Raw genomic sequence first — 16,613 nt, 5'->3', positions numbered from 1 at the left:
GGGCCACGGATTCAAGTTATACGCGAAAATCGATCTGATGTATGCGCGTTTCATCGATCACTACGGCTGAGTTCGTCGATCAGTTCCGCCATGTCTTGCGGCAGATTGCTCCGGAATTGCACCATTTCGCCCGTGAGCGGGTGCTGGAAGCCCAATTCTGCGGCATGGAGCGCCTGACGGGCGAAGCCGAGTCGCTCGAGAACGGGACGAAGCTGTTTCGGGGTGCGGCCATAGGCAGGGTCTCCCAATAAAGGGTGGCCGATTGACGCACAGTGAACGCGGACCTGGTGGGTGCGCCCCGTCTCCAGCCGGCATTCGATCACGGCAGCGTCTTCGAGCCGTCGGATCACCTTGTAATGGGTCACGGCCGATTTCCCGCGCGAGGAATTGTTGGGCAGCACCGTCATTTTCTTTCGGTCCGCGTCCGAGCGGCCGATGCGCGCGTCGATGGTGCCCTCGGCCGGGGAGGGGTGCCCGGCGCAGACCGCGATATAGCGGCGGTGGACGGTGTGCGCGGCAAATTGCGCGGCGAGGCCCTCGTGCGCGGCGTCGGACTTGGCGATGACCAGCAGCCCGGAGGTGTCCTTGTCGATCCGGTGCACGATCCCCGGCCGCGCGACCCCGTTGATGCCGCTGAGGTTGCCCCGGCAGTGGTGCAGCAGCGCATTGACCAGCGTGCCGGTGATGTTGCCCACCGCCGGGTGGACGACCATCCCCGCAGGCTTGTCGACCACGACGAGGTGCTGGTCCTCGTATGCGATGATAAGCGGAATGTCCTCGGGCTGGGCTGCGGCGGGCATGGCGGCGGCGAGGATGATGCGGAACGGAGTATCGGCGGCGACCTTGGCCGAAGCGCTGGTCGCGGTCTTGCCCGCGACATCGACGCGGCCTTCCTCGATCAGCCCCTGCACCCGCGCACGGCTGAGCCCCGTCGCCTCGGCCAGCGCCTTGTCGAGGCGGGCAGGGGCGGCGATGGTGCCGGTGATGATTTCGCTGTCGGCCATGCTATGGCCATGCGCGATGCGGATCGACGTGACAAGCGAAGCCCTGGCGGCCATGCGCGCCCATGCCGCCGCCGCGCATCCGCTCGAGGCCTGTGGCATCCTGCTGGGGGAGGGCGGGTGCATTACCGAATCCCGCCCTGCCGCCAACGTCCACCCCTCGCCGCAAACCCATTTCGAGGTCGACCCGCAAGCCCTGATCGACGCGCACCGCGCCGCGCGCGCCGCAGGACCAGCGGTGATCGGCTATTACCACTCGCACCCGCGGGGTCCCGCCGAGCCCTCGGCCACCGACCGCGCCTCGGCCAACGGCGACGGCGCAGTCTGGGCGATCATCGCTGGGGAAGACACAAGGTTCTGGCTGGACGGCAAACAAGGGTTTGTCGCACTTCCATTTACCATCATCGATGGCTAGGACAGCGGGCATGATTTCCCAGACCGATCTCGCCGCGATGCTGTGCTCGCGCCTGTGCCACGACATGCTCTCGCCGGTCGGCGCGCTCGCCAACGGGCTGGAGCTGCTCGCCGAGGAGAAAGACCCGCAGATGCGCGCGCAGGTGGTCGACCTGCTCGAGCAATCGGCGAAGATCAGCACCGACAAGCTGAAGTTCTTCCGCCTCGCCTTCGGCGCTGCCGGGGGCTTCGGCGAGGCGATCCCGGTGGACGAGGCCAAGGCGGTGATCGACGCGCTGGCTGGCGATGCCAAAAAGGTCGAGGTCAACTGGGCGATTGCCGAACCCAGCCTGCCCAAGCCTGCGGTCAAGGTGCTGCTCAACCTCGCGCAGATCGCGCTGGATGCACTGGTGCGCGGCGGCACGCTCGACATCGGGGCCGAGCGGCGCGACGGCGCGGTCGAGATCGTCGCCCGCGCGCGGGCCGAGCGCATCGCCTTCGACGAGACCATCGGCCGCGCGCTGCAGGGCGAACTCGCGCCGGGCGAAATCACCAGCCGCACCGCCGCTGCGCACATGATCTGCGTGCTCGCCGAGGAGATGGACGGCGGCCTCCAGTACAAGCTGGGTGACGGGGCGCTGGTGCTGGGCGCGGTGCTGCCCGAGCCCGAAGGCATGATCGGTTAAGGGCAAGGGGGGCTGACGCGAATGGAGGGGGAGGACGAGCTGGTTCACGAGGAGCGCCTCTCGCCCAATTTCGACGAACGCAGTCTGCCGATCACCATGGCGGTGATCCACTATACCGAGATGAAGCCGGTCGGCGCGGCGATCGAGCGGTTGACCGATCCCGAGGCCAAGGTCAGCGCGCATTACCTCATCACCGAGGAGGGCGGAGTGATCCGCCTCGTCCCCGAGGACAAGCGCGCATGGCATGCGGGTGCGAGCTACTGGCGCGGCATTCCCGACGTCAATTCGGCGAGCATCGGGATCGAGCTCGACCATCCCGGCCACGGCCTCGGCTATCGCGGCTTTGCCGAGGCGCAGATCGACGCGCTGATCCCGCTGCTGCACCGGATCGTGAAGCAATACGACATCCCGCGCGCCAACGTCGTCGGCCACTCCGATGTCGCGCCGATGCGCAAAGTGGATCCGGGCGAGCTGTTTCCGTGGGACCGGCTTGCGCAGCACAAGCTGTGCCTGCCCAAGCCCGAATGCCTTGCGGCGGGCAATCCGTTCCACAACTGGGGCAGCTTCTTCCTCGCGCTGGAACGCTTCGGTTACGACATCACCGATCAGGCGAAAGCGGTCGAGGCCTTCGAGCGCCGCTGGCGGCCCGAGCGGATCACCGGCGTGCCCGATGGCGAGGTGGCGGCGATCTTGTGGCAATTGCTGCTCGACCGCGACCAGGGGCGGACGCGCTAGCTTTCCCGGCGTAGCCGGCCTATAGGCAGCCGGTCAGGGGGCCTGAGGCAGCCGCGTGCTTTCGGGCGCGAGGAAAGTCCGGGCTCCACGAAACAAGGGTGGCGGGTAACGCCCGCCGGTCGCTCGCAATGGCGGCAAGGGAAAGTGCCACAGAGAGCAAACCGCCGATGGCCCTTCGGGGCACAGGCAAGGGTGAAAGGGTGCGGTAAAAGCGCACCGGGGGGCCGGCAACGGCAACCGCATGGCAAACCCCACCCGGAGCAAGGCCGAATAGGGGTCTCGCGCCCGCTTCACGGCGGGCAGGCGTGTTTCGCGCCGAGAGACCCGGGTTGGCTGCTAGAGCGTGGGAGCAATCCCCCGCCCAGATGAATGGCTGCCACCGCAGGCCCGTCCGCAAGGATACCGCCCGCGGAGACAGAACCCGGCTTATGATGGCCCCCTGATTTTTTGTTTGCGTGCCTGCCTCCGCGGGCACGTCCTCGCTAGACGTCCTTCGCTGCGCTACGGACCCGCTGCGGGCGGGCGTTCGCCCTTGCGGCCCGTCCGTTGGCGGGCCGGATCAGCGTTATATGGCCAGTCCCTCCCCGTTCCGCAGGAATGGGGAGGTGGCACCGCGAAGCGGTGACGGAGGGGTAAGGCTGCAAGCGGGCAGACCCCTCCGTCAGCCGCCTGCGGCACATGCCACCTCCCCATCCTTTCAGGACGGGGAGGGAATATCCCTCTTGTCGGCGGGATTTGTCTAGCGCCATGCCTTCGCGTAACCTCCAGATCGGGAGGAACCGCCGCCAATGTTCACGCTCGCCGCCGCGCTCGCTCTGGCCGCGCAGGAGCCGGAGGTTCCGCCCCCAGAACTGGCCGAAGACCCGCCCGTGACCGACCTGTGCGCCATGCCCGGCAAGGATGCCGCCGCCACCCGCTCCGGTTGGGCGATCATCGACGCGCGCGCGATGACCAACCCCGCCGCCCTCGCCGAAGCCCTCGCAGCAGCGCCTAACGGCAAGCGCCGCGTCGTGCTGGGCGGCAGCCTCAAGGGCGCGGACATGCGCCCCCTCGCGCCGCTGCTGGCAGGCGCCTGCCTCGCCGAGACCGAGCTCGAGGGCACCAATTGGGAAGGCACCGCCATCCCGAACCTGCGGCTGGTGCGCATCGCCTTCACCGGCGCCAAGGCCGCCCGAGTGCGCTGGCCGGGGCTCTCCACCCACGGCGTGAACCTCGCAGGCTCCGACTTCGCCGGCGCTGATTTGACCGGAATGCGCTTCGTCTCGGCGTGGCAGGGCGCGGATTTCGGTGACGTCAGCTTCCGGGCGGCCAACCTGACCGACGCGAGTTTCGCCTGCGGGATCACCATCGACCTATGGTGCATCAACGGCGCGCCCGACTTTGCCAGTGCCGACCTGACCCGTGCCGACATCAGCGGGTTGTGGCTGTGGGACGCCAAGGGGGTTGCAGGCGCGGTGCTCGACGGCACGATCATTGCCCCGGCCGCCTTTGCCTCTCTTGGTGATGCGCAGATTGCCGGACCGGTGCGAATGGCGAAGTCCTACACCTCGCCCTATCCCAGCGAGCCGGGGGAGGGGGCCAGTTTCCCCGCCATCGTTACCCTCACCGCCGAGGAAGCGCGGAAGCTGATGGAAGCGACTGGCGCGAAGGCCAGCACGCAAGACAGACCCTCCTTCGATTGCGCAAAGGCCACCGCGCCGATCGAGAAGACGCTCTGCGGCGAATACGAAAGCGAATTGCGCAGCCTCGACCGCGACCTCGCGGCGGCATGGGCAGCGGCGCGCGCCGCGGGGAAGGGCGACCTTGCCGCGCAGCGCCGCTGGCTCGCCTTGCGCGACAAGTGCGGGGGCGACCGGACGTGCCTTGCCGACCTCTATCAGGCGCGCATCGCGGTGCTGCGCGGCGTGCTCGGCCCCGGCATCACGCTGAAACCGGGCGAGAGCGTGACCTATCATCACGACAGCCTCCCGCTCCCAGACGCGACGCGTTCAGGCCCGCTCTATGAGCGCATCCTCCCCGTGCTGATCGACGCGAGCAACCAGCAAATCACCCTCACGGGCAATCCCGATGGCAGCATCGCTGCCGAAGGCTTTGCGCTGGGTGCCAATGCGCATATGTGCGACCTGGGCGTGGCGGCGGCACGGTTCGACCAGACGAGCGGTTGGTGGAGCGCGCGCAGCGAGGCGGGACTTAAGGTGCCGCTGTTCCGCGTTGACGGTCGGCGGATCGTCCTGCGCTACAGCGGCAATTCCGGCGATACCCCGGACGAGGCGATGGAATTCGTCACCTGCGGAATGCGCGCAAGCTTTCAGGAGGCGATTGATCTGACGCCGCGTTAGGACCCAGTCCCTCCCCATTGCTACGCAACGGGGAGGGACGGGCTCGGTCGCGCAGCGACCGCAAGCGCACGCGCGCGAGCCGCAGGTGCTCAAGTCCGCAGGACTTGAAACAGCACCAAGGACGAACGCGCGGAGGCGCGTTCGCAAAAGAAGGCTACGCCCGCCCGACGCTCGTATACTGGAACCCCGCCGCGCGCATGTCCTCGGGCTTGTAGACGTTGCGCAGGTCCACCATCACCGGGGCGTTCGCCAGTTCCTTCACGCGGCGAAGGTCGAGCGCGCGGAAGGCGTCCCATTCGGTCACGATCACCACCACGTCCGCGCCTTCGATGGCGGCATAGGCGTTTTCGCACATGGTGACATCGGGGAGCAGCGGCTTGGCCTGTTCCATCCCCTCGGGGTCATAGGCCGCGACCGCAACGCCCGCGTCGAGCAGCGTCTGGGCGACCGCGATCGCGGGGCTGTCGCGCATGTCGTCGGTGTTGGGCTTGAAGGTGAGGCCGAGCAGCGCCGCCTTCTTCCCGCGCGCTGCGTCCATGCCGCCCAGCGCATCGACTACCTTGCGGCCCATCGCGCGCTTGCGGCTGTCGTTGACCTTGACCACGGCCTCCACGATCCGGGTAGGGCTGTCATAGTCCTCGGCGGTCTTCAAGAGCGCGAGCGTGTCCTTGGGGAAGCAGCTCCCGCCATAGCCGGGGCCAGCGTGCAGGAATTTCGACCCGATGCGGCCATCCATCCCGATCCCGCGGCTCACATCCTGCACATTCGCGCCGACCTTCTCGCACAGGTCCGCCATCTCGTTGATGAAGGTGATCTTGGTCGCGAGGAAGGCGTTCGCCGCATATTTGATCAGCTCGCTGGTGCGGCGGCTGGTGAAGAGGATCGGCGATTCATTGAGGAACAGCGGGCGATAGACCTCGCGCATCACCTCGCGGCCGAAATCGTCCTCGGCGCCGATGACGATGCGGTCGGGGCGCTTGAAATCGCCGATCGCCGCGCCCTCGCGCAGGAATTCGGGATTGGAGACGACCGCCACCTTATGCGCCGTCCCGGTCTCGGCAATGATCCGCTCGACCTCGTCGCCGGTGCCCACGGGCACGGTCGACTTGGTCACGACCACGGCATCGTTCGCCAGCTTCTCGCCCACTTCGCGCGCGACTTCGTAGACGAAGGTGAGGTCGGCGTGGCCGTCACCGCGGCGGCTGGGCGTGCCGACCGCGATGAAGATCGCGTCCGCGCCCCGGATGCCCTCGCCCAGGTCGGTGGTGAAGCTGAGGCGGCCGGCCTTCACATTACTGTCGACCAGCGCGTCGAGGCCGGGCTCGTAGATCGGCATGATCCCGGCGTGGAGCCGGTCGATCTTGCCCTGGTCCTTGTCGATGCAGACCACATCATGCCCGAAATCGGCAAAGCAGGCCCCCGAAACGAGCCCCACATAGCCCGATCCCACCATTGCAATCTTCATGAAACCTTGACCCTCGGGAATGACATCGGCGCGGGTCGGGGCGCCGGATGCGTGTTGGCGAGCTTATTGCGCCCGGTCACCGTGGAACACCTGCGCCGTTCCGCCGTCAACGGTCCGGGCCTGCAGGATGCGCCGCTGGTCGCCCTCGAGCACGAGCGCTGTAAGCACACCCGAGCGGAAAGCGCCAGTGTCAATGCCGATCCGGTTGCCGCAATCCATCACGTGATCGAAGATGGTGTGGCCGTGCACCACGACCTTCTCGAGCGGGCCCTCGTGACTGAGAAAGCGCTCGCGGATCCACAAGAGGTCGCTGCGGGTCTGCTCGGCGAGCGTGCGCGAGGGATCGATGCCGGCATGGACGAAGACATAGTCGCCTGCGCGGATCATCGTCTCGAAGGAGGCGATGTAGTCGCGGGTGCTCTGCGGGATCACCTGCGGGAGCGCGGCGAAGATGTCCTCGAGCGGCATTTCGGACAGCTGGCGCCGGGTGAAGCCGTAGCTCAGCAGCGTCTCGTGCCCGCCGTGCTTCATGAAATGGCGCAGCGCCTCAGGCTTGGCGAAGGCGGCGAGGAACATCTCCTCGTGATTGCCCGCGAGCACGCGGACATTGCGCGCCTGCTGCCAGTGTTGGGTGAGTTCGACCACGCCCGCGCTGTCGGCACCGCGGTCGACGAGGTCGCCGAGCAGCACGATGCGGTGATCCACCCCGGGGGCGCGCGCGATCTCGTCTTCGATCGCGGCGATCAGCGCCTCGTAGAGATCGAGCCGGCCGTGGATGTCGCCGATCGCATAATAGCGCCGGCCGTCGGGCACCGCCGCCAGGCGGGGCGGGGGCGGGGGAGTGAAGAATTCGCGCAGACGCTGGAGCATGGGCCGTATGGTTTTCCGACTGGTGCGACCCGGCCAAAGCCTGGGGGTCGGGCAGATTGTGCCACGCCCCGTGTTGGGGGGCGCGATAACTTCCTCAACGTGGCGGCGCAACCGACCCTCTGCTGCGCGCGACGGAAAGTGCGAAATTGTCGGCAGGCGGTAGCAATGGCCGCCCTAATCGAGCGTGAAGCTCACCGTCGTCACCACCCGCACCTTCTTGTAGGGGCTGTCGGCCTGGCCCCAGCCGCCGCCGGAGTCCCCGTCGCGCGCCTCGATCTCGAAATAGCCTTGGGTGGCGTCGCGAATCTTGCCGACTCCGGAATTGGAATCCTTGGCGAATTGCTGCGCGGCGGCGCGCGCGTCGCGGGTTGCGGCGGCGACCATCTCGGGCTTGATGTCGTTCAGTTTGGTGAAGGTGTAGGCCATCCCCGACCCTTCCTCGAGGAACACGCCGCGCCCGACCAAGTCGAACTGGCGCGCGACCGCCTTCTGGGCGCGCTTGATGTCGGTGGTGCGCAGGGCGAGGCGCTGGCGCACGGTATAGGTGGTCACCCCCTCGTTGGTGAAGCTCGTCACATTGGCGCCGGTCGGCTGGAGCGCGTCGGCGGGAAAGCCCAGTTCCTTGAAGAAGGCCTCGATGCTCGCCGTGTCGCCGCGCACTTTCGCTTGCGCCTCGGCAAGACTGGTCGAGGAGGCCGAATAGCTGATCGTCCAGGTCGCAAGGTCGGCGGTGACATCGCGCTCGGCGAGGCCGCGCACGGTGACCGCGCGCTCGGCATCCTTGGCGCGCAGCAGCCCGTCGCCGAGCAGATATCCGCCCGCGATCATGCCGACCGCGAGGATCGCCGCGGTGCCGAACCAGCGCAGGGAAGCGGGCTCGCCGAGCACTCCGTACGTCGCAGGTGCCGGTTGCATGTCATCGCCGCTCATCGCATTGTCCCCCATAAGAGTTGGTGCGACGAGTTGTGCATCAGTGTCGATGAATGGAGTTTGAATGGAGTGAGAAGGATGCCGCCTTCGCAACCCCGTTCGCGCCGCCGTTTTTGTTTTCCGCGCGCCCTCCGGCGCGCGGTCCTCGCTAGACGCGCAGCAAGCTGCGCCCGCTGCGGGCGGGCGTTCTTGCTGCCCTATCGCTCCGCTACTTGAGGGCGTTCGCCCTTGCGGTCGCTGCGCGACCGATTATCTCGCCCCCTGAAAGGACGCTTTTATGGTCAAATATCTCCACTCGATGATCCGCGTTGCCGACCCGGAGGCGACCGTCGCCTTCTTCAAGCTGATCGGGCTCGAGGAAGTGCGCCGCTTCGACGGCGAGGCCGGGCGCTTCACGCTGATCTTCCTTGCCGCGCCCGGGCAGGCCGGGGTCGCCGAGGTCGAGCTGACCTATAACTGGCCGCCCGAAGACGGCAGCCCGGCCGAGGAATACACCGGCGGGCGCAATTTCGGGCACCTCGCCTACCGTGTCGCCAATGTCTACGAGACCTGCCAGCGGCTGCTCGACGCGGGTCACACCATCCACCGCCCCCCGCGCGACGGGCACATGGCCTTCGTCAAATCGCCCGACGGCATTTCGATCGAGCTGCTTCAGGAAGGCCATCTGGAACCGGCCGAACCCTGGGTCAGCATGCCCAACACGGGCAGCTGGTAAATCTGTCGAATTTATACAAGTCGCGGATTTTAAATCGAATTAAACCAACAAAATATCTCCGCACTGTTGCAATGGAGCCCCTGTCAAGGTAAGTTAACACCTTGATTGGGGAAGGGGGTCGCCTTGTCCATTGCACAGCCTGCCCTGTGGCAGGGCTTCGCCCTGTTGCAGCATGAATTGCTGCTTTTCGCCGGGGTATTCTTCCTCGTCGGCGCGCTTGACGATCTTGCGGTCGATGCAGCGTGGCTGTGGCTCAAGGCCAGCGGCCGGGCGATCACGCCGCGGCGCAGCCGTGCCAGCCTCCTCCAGCGCGAGCTTGCGGGGCCGGTCGCGGTGCTGATCCCCGCCTGGCGCGAGGCCGCCGTGATCGGCCAGACCATCCGCCACCTGCTGGGCACCTGGCCGCACGCGACCTTGCGGCTCTATATCGGCTGCTACCGCAACGATCCCGAGACCATCGGCGCCGCCATCGCCGCCGCGCGCGGCGATCCGCGGCTGCGCGTGGTGATCCACGGTCGCGACGGGCCGACCACCAAGGCCGATTGCCTCAACCGCCTGTTCGCCGCGCTCACCCTCGACGAGGAGCGTAGCCGCCAGCGCTTTGCCATGCTGGTGTTCCACGATGCCGAGGACATGGTCGATGCGGGCGCCCTCGGCCTGCTCGACGAGACCATCGCGGGCGGAGCGGATTTCGTGCAGCTGCCGGTCGAGCCGCTGGTGCCGCGCCACCGCGGCTGGCTCGCGCGGCACATCGGCGCGCATTACTGCGAGGAATTTGCCGAGGCCCACGGCAAGGCGCTGGTGGTGCGCGATGCGCTGGGGGCGGGGCTGCCGGGGGCGGGCGTGGGCTGCGCCGCCTCGCGCCGCGCACTCGACTGGCTGGTGACGCGCCACGGGGGCGAGACCGGCGCGGGTCTGCCGTTTGCGAGCGACTCGCTGACCGAGGATTACGAGCTCGGCCTCGCCATCGCCGCCGAGGGCGGGCATTGCCGCTTCGTGCGGGCGCGCGGCGAGGATGGCCGGCTGATCGCCACCCGCGCCTTCTTCCCCCACCGCTTCGGCAATGTGGTGCGCCAGAAGAGCCGCTGGGTGCTCGGCATCGCGCTGCTCGGCTGGGACCGGGTGGGCTGGTCCGGTGGCTTAAGCGAATACTGGATGCGGTTCCGCGACCGGCGCGGGCCGCTCACCGCGCTGGTGCTGCTGGTCGGCTATGTGCTGGTGCTGCTGACGGGGCTGATGGGCCTGATGATCGCTTTCGGCTTTGCCGAGCCGCCGCCGGTCACGCCGCTGCTGGCCGCGGTGCTCGCCGCCAATCTTGCGGCCTTCCTGTGGCGGATCGCGATGCGCTTTGCCTTCACCGCGCGCGAATATGGCCTCGCCGAGGGCGGCTGGGCGGTGCTGCGCCTGCCGCTCGCCAATGTCATCGCGATCATCGCCGGCCGGCGCGCGGTCTTCGCCTATGCCCGCACGCTGCGCGGCGGGGCGGCGGCGTGGGACAAGACCGAGCATGATGCCCATCCGGCCAGCACCGGCCAGTTCGGCACGGCCAGACCGTGACCGCCCCGGCCCGCCACGCCCCGACCGGCGTCCGGGCCGAGACCCGCAGCGCTCCCCGCGTGCCGCCGCGCGGCGGCCCGCTGGTGATGCTGGTGCTGCTGATCGCAGGCTGGTGCGGCGCGCGGGCGATGTGGTGGGAAGACCCGTTCGCGACCCCGCCTGCCGCCGCCGCGCGCGCCGCGTCCGCTCCTGTGCCTGCCGCCGCTCCGCTGCCGCCCTACCGCCTTGCGGCCGTCAGTTGGGGCGAGGCGCCGATCGATCTGGCGCGGGCGCGGGTGCTGCTGTTCATGGAGATGCAGATGCTCGCCGAGGCCGAGGCGGCCGCGCGGGCCTATGGGGGCTTGGCGGTCCTGCCGTTGCTCCCGCGCCAGCGCCCGCCCGTGCGCGTCAGCCCGCTCGCTCCCGCGCCGGGAGGCGATCCCGCGCGGCTGCCCGCGCTCGACGGCCGCCCGCAGTGGCGCATGGCCGCCGGGGAGGGGACGGGGGCCCCTGAGCGCGGCAAGGATCCCGCGCCCTCCGCGCCTTTCCTGCCGCCGGTGCTGCCGCTGCCGGTCGCCGCGCCGCCCGGGCGCTGGTCGCTCGATGGCTGGGCGTTCTGGCGGCAGGGCTCTTCCGCTGCGCCGGTCAGTCAGGGGCGCGTGCCGGTCTATGGCGCGAGCCAGGCGGGCGCGGTGCTGCAATACCGCCTCGCGCCTTCGAGCGGCCACGACCCGCGCCTCTACGCCCGCGCCTACCGCGCGCTGGTGACCCGCGGCGAGAACGAGATCGCCGCCGGCGCCTCGCTGCGCCCGCTGGCGCGCCTGCCGGTGCGGGTGGCGGGCGAGGTGCGCTACACCGACGCCGCCTTCTTCAGCGCCTTCCGCCCCGCCGCCTATGCCGTCACCGAGCTCCCCCCGCTGCGCCTGCCCTTCGGCGCCGAGGGCGAGCTCTATGCGCAAGGCGGCTGGGTCGGCGGCCCGGGCGCGACCCCCTTCGCCGACGCGCAGGCGAGCGTGACCCGCAGCCTGCCGGTGGTCGCCCGCCTCACCGACGAGCGCCTGCGCCTCAGCCTCGGCGCAGGCGCATGGGGCGGGGCGCAGAAGGACGCGCAGCGCGCCGACATCGGCCCGACGCTGCGGCTCGATACCCGCATCGGCAAGGTGCCTGCGCGCATCGCGGTCGACTGGCGGCTTCGCGTGGCGGGCGACGCCGCGCCGGGATCGGGCGTGGCGGTGACGGTGTCAGCGGGGTTTTGAAGGTTTTTGAGTTGCGTGGCGGGGGGTCTGCATCGCGCGCAAGCGCGATCATGGAACTCGTCCCTCCCCGTCCCGCAGGGATGGGGAGGTGGCGCGCGCCGCAGGCGCGTGACGGAGGGGTTCTTTCCCGCCGCCTGACCCCTCCGACCGAGGCCTGACGGCCTCGCCCACCTCCCCATTCGTTCCGAACGGGGAGGGACTAGGTTCGCCATCGCAAAAACACCGAGGATAGGCGCTCCCCACGCCTTCCAACCCCCCGCCGCCTCGGCTAGCCTGCCGCGCATGGACGTCTACCTGCCCATCGCGAATCTCTCGGTCAACGGGCTCTACATCGTCCTTCTCGGCGGGCTGACCGGGATCCTCTCGGGCCTGTTCGGGGTCGGCGGCGGGTTTCTGACGACGCCGCTGCTGATCTTCTACGGCATCCCGCCGACGGTCGCCGCCGCTTCGGCCGCCACGCAGGTGACCGGCGCGAGCGTTTCGGGCGTGCTCGCCCATTCGCGCCGCAAGGGCGTCGACTACCGGATGGGGGCGGTGCTGGTGATGGGCGGGATGATCGGCGCGCTGATCGGCGCCGTGCTGTTCAGCGCGCTGCAGTCGCTGGGCCAGATCGATGTGGTGATCTCGATCCTCTACGTCCTGCTGCTGGGCTCGATCGGCACGCTGATGATGCGCGAGGCGGTAAGCGCGCTGCGGCCCGGCATGTTCGGCAAGGGGCCGCAGGTGCGCAAGCGCCGCCACCACCCGCTGGTCGCCTCGCTGCCCTACCGCTGGCGGTTCTACGCTTCGGGCCTCTACATCTCCCCGCTCGCGCCGCTGATTCTGGGGATGCTGGTCGGCATCCTCACCATGCTGATGGGCGTGGGCGGCGGCTTTCTGCTGGTGCCGGCGATGCTCTACATTCTCGGGATGAGCGGCAACGTGGTGGTCGGCACCTCGCTGTTCCAGATCCTGTTCGTGACGATGGTCACCACCATGACCCACGCGCTCACCACCAAGGCGGTCGACCTCGTGCTGGCGGCGCTCTTGCTGCTGGGATCGGTGCTGGGCGCGCAGTTCGGGACACAGATCGCGCTGAAAGCCCGCCCCGAGCTGCTGCGCCTCGCGCTCGCGACGCTGGTGATCCTGATCGCTTTGCGGATGCTCTACGGCCTCGGCGTCCAGCCCGACGAGATCTACACGGTGGTGCCGCTGTGAGACTGGCGGGGCGGCTGCTGTTGCTGCTCGGTGCGTTCCTCGCCTTGGGGGGCGCGCTGACCGCCCCCCCTGCACTTGCACAGCGCGAGCCGGTGCTGGTGCCCGCAGTCAGCCAGTCGCTGATCGAGGTGCGGCAGGGCTTCACCGGCGCGCGGCTGCTGCTCTACGGCGCGGTGGTCGACCCCGACAGCGGCGGGCGCGCGGGCGATTACGACATCGTCGTCGTCCTCAAGGGCCCGACCGCCCCGGTGCGCATCCGCGAGAAGGAGCGCATCCTCGGCATCTGGGCCAATGCCGGCTCGTCCGATTTCCGCTCGGTCCCTTCGTTCTTCGCGGTCGCCTCCTCGCGCCCCATCGAAAAGATCGTCGATGAACGCACCGCCGCGATCTACGAGCTCGGCACCAACTTCATCCAGCTCTCCCCCTCGGGCCAGATCGATCCCGAGGAGCAGGCGCGCTTTGCCAGCGGGCTGGTCGAGCTGCGGCGGCGGCAGGGGCTTTATCAGGAGAACCCGGGCGGGGTGAGCATCGCCGAAAAGGTGCTCTACCAGGCGCGCATCGACCTGCCATCGACCGTCACCACCGGCTCTTACACCGCCGAGACCTTCGCCATCAGCCGCGGGCGAGTGGTGGCGAGTGCGACCGCACGGATCGAGGTGGTCAAGGCCGGGCTCGAAGGGCAGGTGGTGACCGCCGCCCAGCGCTGGTCCTTCCTCTACGGCCTCGGCGCGATTCTCCTGTCGCTGGGGATGGGCTGGCTCGCCGGACGGCTCTTCGCCCGCACCTGACGCGCCCCGGCGGGCGGCCCATTGTTGACGCGATCTTAACTTAGATGCCGCTAATTCTCTCGGGTATTTGCCCACCCGCGCGAGGAACAGGCGCCGATGACGGATCACGCCAATCAGGATTTCGAACGCTTCACCGGCCCCAACCCGACCGGTGCCGAGGAAGTCGCGGCGGCCTATGCGCGCGGCGGCCACGACAACGCGCGCCTGCCGATCGGCGTGGTGCTCGAGATCTCGGGCTCGGGCTCGCAGATCGCGCTCGATCTCCAGCGCATCAACGAGTGCATGGAGGACGCCGATCCTTCCGTGGCGCTCGCCGGGCAGGTCGGCAGCCAGATCAAGATCCGCGTCGGTGACAGCTGGCTGCTCGCCAGCGTGCGCGACCAGCGCAAGGACCGCCGCACCGAGGGCGGGATCATCGCCCATATCGACTTCCTCGGCGAAGGCGGCGAGGAGAAGCTGACCGGCCGCATCCACGGCTTCCGCCGGGGCGTCACGCGCTATCCGATCCCGGGCGCGATGATCTATCCCGCCACCACCTCCGATCTCGAGCAGATCTACGCCAGCGACGGGCGCGCCAGCATCACCATCGGCAAGGTGTTCCCGACCAAGGACATCCGCGCCGGCCTCTATATCGACGCGATGCTCGGCAAGCACTTCGCGCTGCTCGGCTCGACCGGCACCGGCAAGTCGACCAGCGCGGCGCTGATCCTCCACCGCATCTGCGAGATGGCGCCCAAGGGTCACATCGTGATGATCGACCCCCACGGCGAATATGCCGCCGCCTTCCGCACCACGGGGCAGATCCTCGACGTCTCGAACCTCCAGATGCCCTACTGGCTGATGAACTTCGAGGAGCACTGCGAGGTGCTGCTGAGTTCCAGCGGCAACGACCGCCAGACCGATCAGGACATTCTCGCCAAGGTGCTGCTCGCCGCGCGCACCAAGAACCGGCTGGCGCAGGTGATGGGCAAGATCACGGTGGATTCGCCGATCCCCTATCTGCTCAGCGATTTCAGCAACATCCTGCAGGACGAGATGGGCCGCCTCGACAAGGCGACCTCGAGCGCGCCTTACATGCGGATCAAGCAGAAGCTCGACGAGATCAAGGCCGATCCGCGCTACCAGTTCATGTTCTCCGGCATGCTGGTGGGCGACACGATGGTCGATTTCATCGGCAAGATCTTCCGCATGCCCGGTGGCGGCAAGCCGATCTCGATCATCGACGTCTCGGGCGTGCCCTCCGACATCACCTCGACCGTGGTCGCGGTGCTTTCGCGTCTGGTGTTCGACTTCGCGATCTGGGGCCGCGACGAGAAGACCCGCCCGGTGCTGCTGGTGTGCGAGGAAGCGCACCGCTACGTCCCCAACGAGAAGAACGCCGATGGCTCTTCGGTCGGCAAGATCCTGAGCCGCATCGCCAAGGAGGGCCGCAAATACGGCATTTCGCTGGGCCTCATCACTCAGCGCCCCTCCGACCTTGCCGAGGGCGTGCTGTCGCAGTGCGGCACGATCATCTCGATGCGCCTCAACAACGACCGCGACCAGGCCTTCGTCAAGGCCGCCATGCCCGAGGGCGCGCGCGGCTTCCTTGATTCGATCCCTGCGCTGCGCAACCGCGAATGCATCATCTGCGGCGAGGGCGTCGCGATCCCGATCCGCGTGACCTTCGACAGCCTCGAGGAACACAAGCGCCCGGCCTCGGAAGACCCGAGCTTTGTGGAGCTGTGGAACAAGGACGGCGGCGAGGAAGAGCTGGTCGAGCGCGTGGTGATGCGCTGGAGATCGCAGGGTTAAGTAGTCCCACCCCCGACCCCTCCCGCAAGCGGGAGGGGAGGAGCAGCGCCCTAAATCCCCCTCCCGCTTGCGGGGAACCGCAGGTGTGGCGCAGCCACAGCGGTTAGGGGTGGGCCTGCTCCTCCTAAACCCCGCCCAATTTCGCCCCGATCAGCAGCGCGCGGCGGCTGTCGGGCTGGGCGCGGATCGCTTCGTTGAGCGTCACCGCCGCCTCGCAGGCCAGCTCTCCGCTGATCGAGGACGGATCGGCCTCGCCCGACAGCACCTTCATCTGGTCCTCCATCAGACCGCGCGCCTTGAGGTCCTTCGCCAGCGCCTCGCGGTCCGTGGGGGTAATGGCAAAGCGCATCTGCTGGTCGGTCCGCCCTGCCTTGATCGCGGCGAACTTGCTCGCCACCAGCGCGCCCGCTTTCTCTTCAAGCTCCGCCGTCAGCGGCTTGTCGAGCGGCGTGCCGGTGACGACCGCGCCGCACACGATAGGGTCATAGGCCTGAAGGCCCGCAAGAAAGGTCTGCTCGGCCGCCAGCGTCGCGTCGAGCGCGGGGAGCGGCGCGGCGGCGAAATCGCGGGCGTGGGCGGCAAGGAAGGCGCCGAGCCACCGGTTCGCCACCGTCAGCACCTGCTTCTCGCCCCCGCCCGCGCGCGCCGCCTTGCCGACCTTTCCGACGAAGTCCTTGTACTCGTCGGGGAAGTCTGCCTCGAGCTGCGCGATCAGCACCCCGTTGCCGGGGAACTTGCCGAGCTGGGCTACCAGCTGCTTGTCGACCGCGCCTGCCGGATAGAAGTAATCGTCGAACCCGCCGGCCTCGACCACCCCGAAGCCGACCCGCGCGACCAGCCCCAGCACGACCAGACCGATCATGCCGCTGGCGTGCTTCGTGGTAAGAAAACTCATGCTGCGCCCCTGT

The 16,613-nt window shown here is 68.5% G+C and carries 15 protein-coding genes and 1 other RNA gene; 11 read left to right on the top strand and 5 right to left on the bottom strand.

The features are described 5' to 3' along the window. Positions 1-50: 50 nt before the first annotated feature. Entirely contained in the window at positions 51-1,004 is a 954-nt protein-coding gene (locus tag PFX90_RS15285) for an RluA family pseudouridine synthase (protein ID WP_285713474.1), read from the bottom strand. A 28-nt stretch (positions 1,005-1,032) separates the two neighbouring features. Here PFX90_RS15285 and PFX90_RS15280 point away from each other — a divergent pair, with 28 nt between their 5' ends. The 5 genes from PFX90_RS15280 to PFX90_RS15260 all read left to right on the top strand — a co-directional run bounded on the left by PFX90_RS15280 (position 1,033) and on the right by PFX90_RS15260 (position 5,154). Then, positions 1,033-1,416, top strand: a complete 384-nt coding sequence (locus PFX90_RS15280; protein ID WP_419180109.1) for a M67 family metallopeptidase — start codon at positions 1,033-1,035, stop codon at positions 1,414-1,416. A 10-nt stretch (positions 1,417-1,426) separates the two neighbouring features. Next, positions 1,427-2,080, top strand: a complete 654-nt coding sequence (locus PFX90_RS15275) for a histidine phosphotransferase family protein (protein WP_285713471.1) — start codon at positions 1,427-1,429, stop codon at positions 2,078-2,080. A gap of 21 nt (positions 2,081-2,101) precedes the next feature. Continuing rightward, on the top strand, positions 2,102-2,815 hold the full coding sequence (locus tag PFX90_RS15270; RefSeq protein WP_285713470.1) for an N-acetylmuramoyl-L-alanine amidase: 714 nt from the start codon (positions 2,102-2,104) through the stop codon (positions 2,813-2,815). Between the two features lie 33 nt (positions 2,816-2,848). Then, positions 2,849-3,262: RNase P RNA component class A (gene rnpB / locus PFX90_RS15265), an RNA gene on the top strand. Positions 3,263-3,603: 341 nt separating this feature from the next. Continuing rightward, the gene (locus tag PFX90_RS15260) at positions 3,604-5,154 is read left to right on the top strand and encodes a hypothetical protein (RefSeq protein WP_285713469.1); all 1,551 of its coding nucleotides are present in this window, start codon (positions 3,604-3,606) and stop codon (positions 5,152-5,154) included. Positions 5,155-5,308: 154 nt separating this feature from the next. Here the strand turns inward: PFX90_RS15260 and PFX90_RS15255 are convergent, their stop codons facing one another. The 3 genes from PFX90_RS15255 to PFX90_RS15245 all read right to left on the bottom strand — a co-directional run bounded on the left by PFX90_RS15255 (position 5,309) and on the right by PFX90_RS15245 (position 8,404). Beyond that, positions 5,309-6,619, bottom strand: a complete 1,311-nt coding sequence (locus PFX90_RS15255) for a UDP-glucose dehydrogenase family protein (RefSeq protein WP_285713468.1) — start codon at positions 6,617-6,619, stop codon at positions 5,309-5,311. A 63-nt stretch (positions 6,620-6,682) separates the two neighbouring features. Continuing rightward, positions 6,683-7,489, bottom strand: coding sequence for a metallophosphoesterase family protein (locus PFX90_RS15250; protein ID WP_285713467.1), 807 nt, complete (start codon positions 7,487-7,489; stop codon positions 6,683-6,685). 174 nt (positions 7,490-7,663) lie between these two features. Next, a complete protein-coding gene (locus tag PFX90_RS15245; protein WP_419180108.1) occupies positions 7,664-8,404 on the bottom strand; it encodes an SIMPL domain-containing protein in 741 nt (246 codons plus the stop codon). Between the two features lie 292 nt (positions 8,405-8,696). Between PFX90_RS15245 and PFX90_RS15240 the strand changes: the two genes are divergently transcribed. The 6 genes from PFX90_RS15240 (at position 8,697) to PFX90_RS15215 (ending at position 15,705) form a co-directional block, all read left to right on the top strand. Next, a complete protein-coding gene (locus PFX90_RS15240) occupies positions 8,697-9,134 on the top strand; it encodes a VOC family protein (RefSeq protein WP_285713466.1) in 438 nt (145 codons plus the stop codon). Between the two features lie 123 nt (positions 9,135-9,257). Continuing rightward, positions 9,258-10,691: a glycosyl transferase family protein gene (locus PFX90_RS15235; protein ID WP_285713465.1), complete on the top strand. Its 1,434-nt coding sequence runs from the start codon at positions 9,258-9,260 to the stop codon at positions 10,689-10,691. Beyond that, positions 10,688-11,926 carry a hypothetical protein gene (locus PFX90_RS15230; protein WP_285713463.1) on the top strand — a complete coding sequence of 413 codons (1,239 nt, stop codon included), beginning with the start codon at positions 10,688-10,690 and terminating at the stop codon, positions 11,924-11,926. The genes PFX90_RS15235 and PFX90_RS15230 overlap by 4 nt, the downstream gene beginning before the upstream one ends. Before the next feature lie 282 nt (positions 11,927-12,208). Then, a complete protein-coding gene (locus PFX90_RS15225; protein WP_285713461.1) occupies positions 12,209-13,123 on the top strand; it encodes a sulfite exporter TauE/SafE family protein in 915 nt (304 codons plus the stop codon). Continuing rightward, complete coding sequence (locus tag PFX90_RS15220; RefSeq protein WP_419180107.1) at positions 13,120-13,911, top strand: TIGR02186 family protein; 792 nt, start codon at positions 13,120-13,122, stop codon at positions 13,909-13,911. The genes PFX90_RS15225 and PFX90_RS15220 overlap by 4 nt, the downstream gene beginning before the upstream one ends. Before the next feature lie 96 nt (positions 13,912-14,007). After that, positions 14,008-15,705, top strand: a complete 1,698-nt coding sequence (locus tag PFX90_RS15215; RefSeq protein ID WP_285713460.1) for an ATP-binding protein — start codon at positions 14,008-14,010, stop codon at positions 15,703-15,705. Positions 15,706-15,829: 124 nt separating this feature from the next. Here PFX90_RS15215 and PFX90_RS15210 read toward each other — a convergent pair whose 3' ends face one another. Further along, entirely contained in the window at positions 15,830-16,600 is a 771-nt protein-coding gene (locus PFX90_RS15210) for a hypothetical protein (protein WP_285713457.1), read from the bottom strand. Positions 16,601-16,613 lie beyond the last annotated feature (13 nt).

Origin of the sequence: Erythrobacter oryzae (genome assembly GCF_030271515.1) — a bacterium.
GTDB lineage: Bacteria > Pseudomonadota > Alphaproteobacteria > Sphingomonadales > Sphingomonadaceae > Erythrobacter > Erythrobacter oryzae.
This window is presented reverse-complemented; position numbering and strand designations above follow the sequence as displayed.

Coding starts and splice junctions, on each gene's coding strand:
- PFX90_RS15285 (WP_285713474.1), bottom strand. CDS start 1,004: ATGGCCGACAGCGAAATCATCACCGGCACCATCGCCGCCCCTGCCCGC.
- PFX90_RS15215 (WP_285713460.1), top strand. CDS start 14,008: ATGACGGATCACGCCAATCAGGATTTCGAACGCTTCACCGGCCCCAAC.
- PFX90_RS15245 (WP_419180108.1), bottom strand. CDS start 8,404: ATGCAACCGGCACCTGCGACGTACGGAGTGCTCGGCGAGCCCGCTTCC.
- PFX90_RS15240 (WP_285713466.1), top strand. CDS start 8,697: ATGGTCAAATATCTCCACTCGATGATCCGCGTTGCCGACCCGGAGGCG.
- PFX90_RS15260 (WP_285713469.1), top strand. CDS start 3,604: ATGTTCACGCTCGCCGCCGCGCTCGCTCTGGCCGCGCAGGAGCCGGAG.
- PFX90_RS15210 (WP_285713457.1), bottom strand. CDS start 16,600: ATGAGTTTTCTTACCACGAAGCACGCCAGCGGCATGATCGGTCTGGTC.
- PFX90_RS15275 (WP_285713471.1), top strand. CDS start 1,427: ATGATTTCCCAGACCGATCTCGCCGCGATGCTGTGCTCGCGCCTGTGC.
- PFX90_RS15270 (WP_285713470.1), top strand. CDS start 2,102: ATGGAGGGGGAGGACGAGCTGGTTCACGAGGAGCGCCTCTCGCCCAAT.
- PFX90_RS15225 (WP_285713461.1), top strand. CDS start 12,209: ATGGACGTCTACCTGCCCATCGCGAATCTCTCGGTCAACGGGCTCTAC.
- PFX90_RS15255 (WP_285713468.1), bottom strand. CDS start 6,619: ATGAAGATTGCAATGGTGGGATCGGGCTATGTGGGGCTCGTTTCGGGG.
- PFX90_RS15250 (WP_285713467.1), bottom strand. CDS start 7,489: ATGCTCCAGCGTCTGCGCGAATTCTTCACTCCCCCGCCCCCGCCCCGC.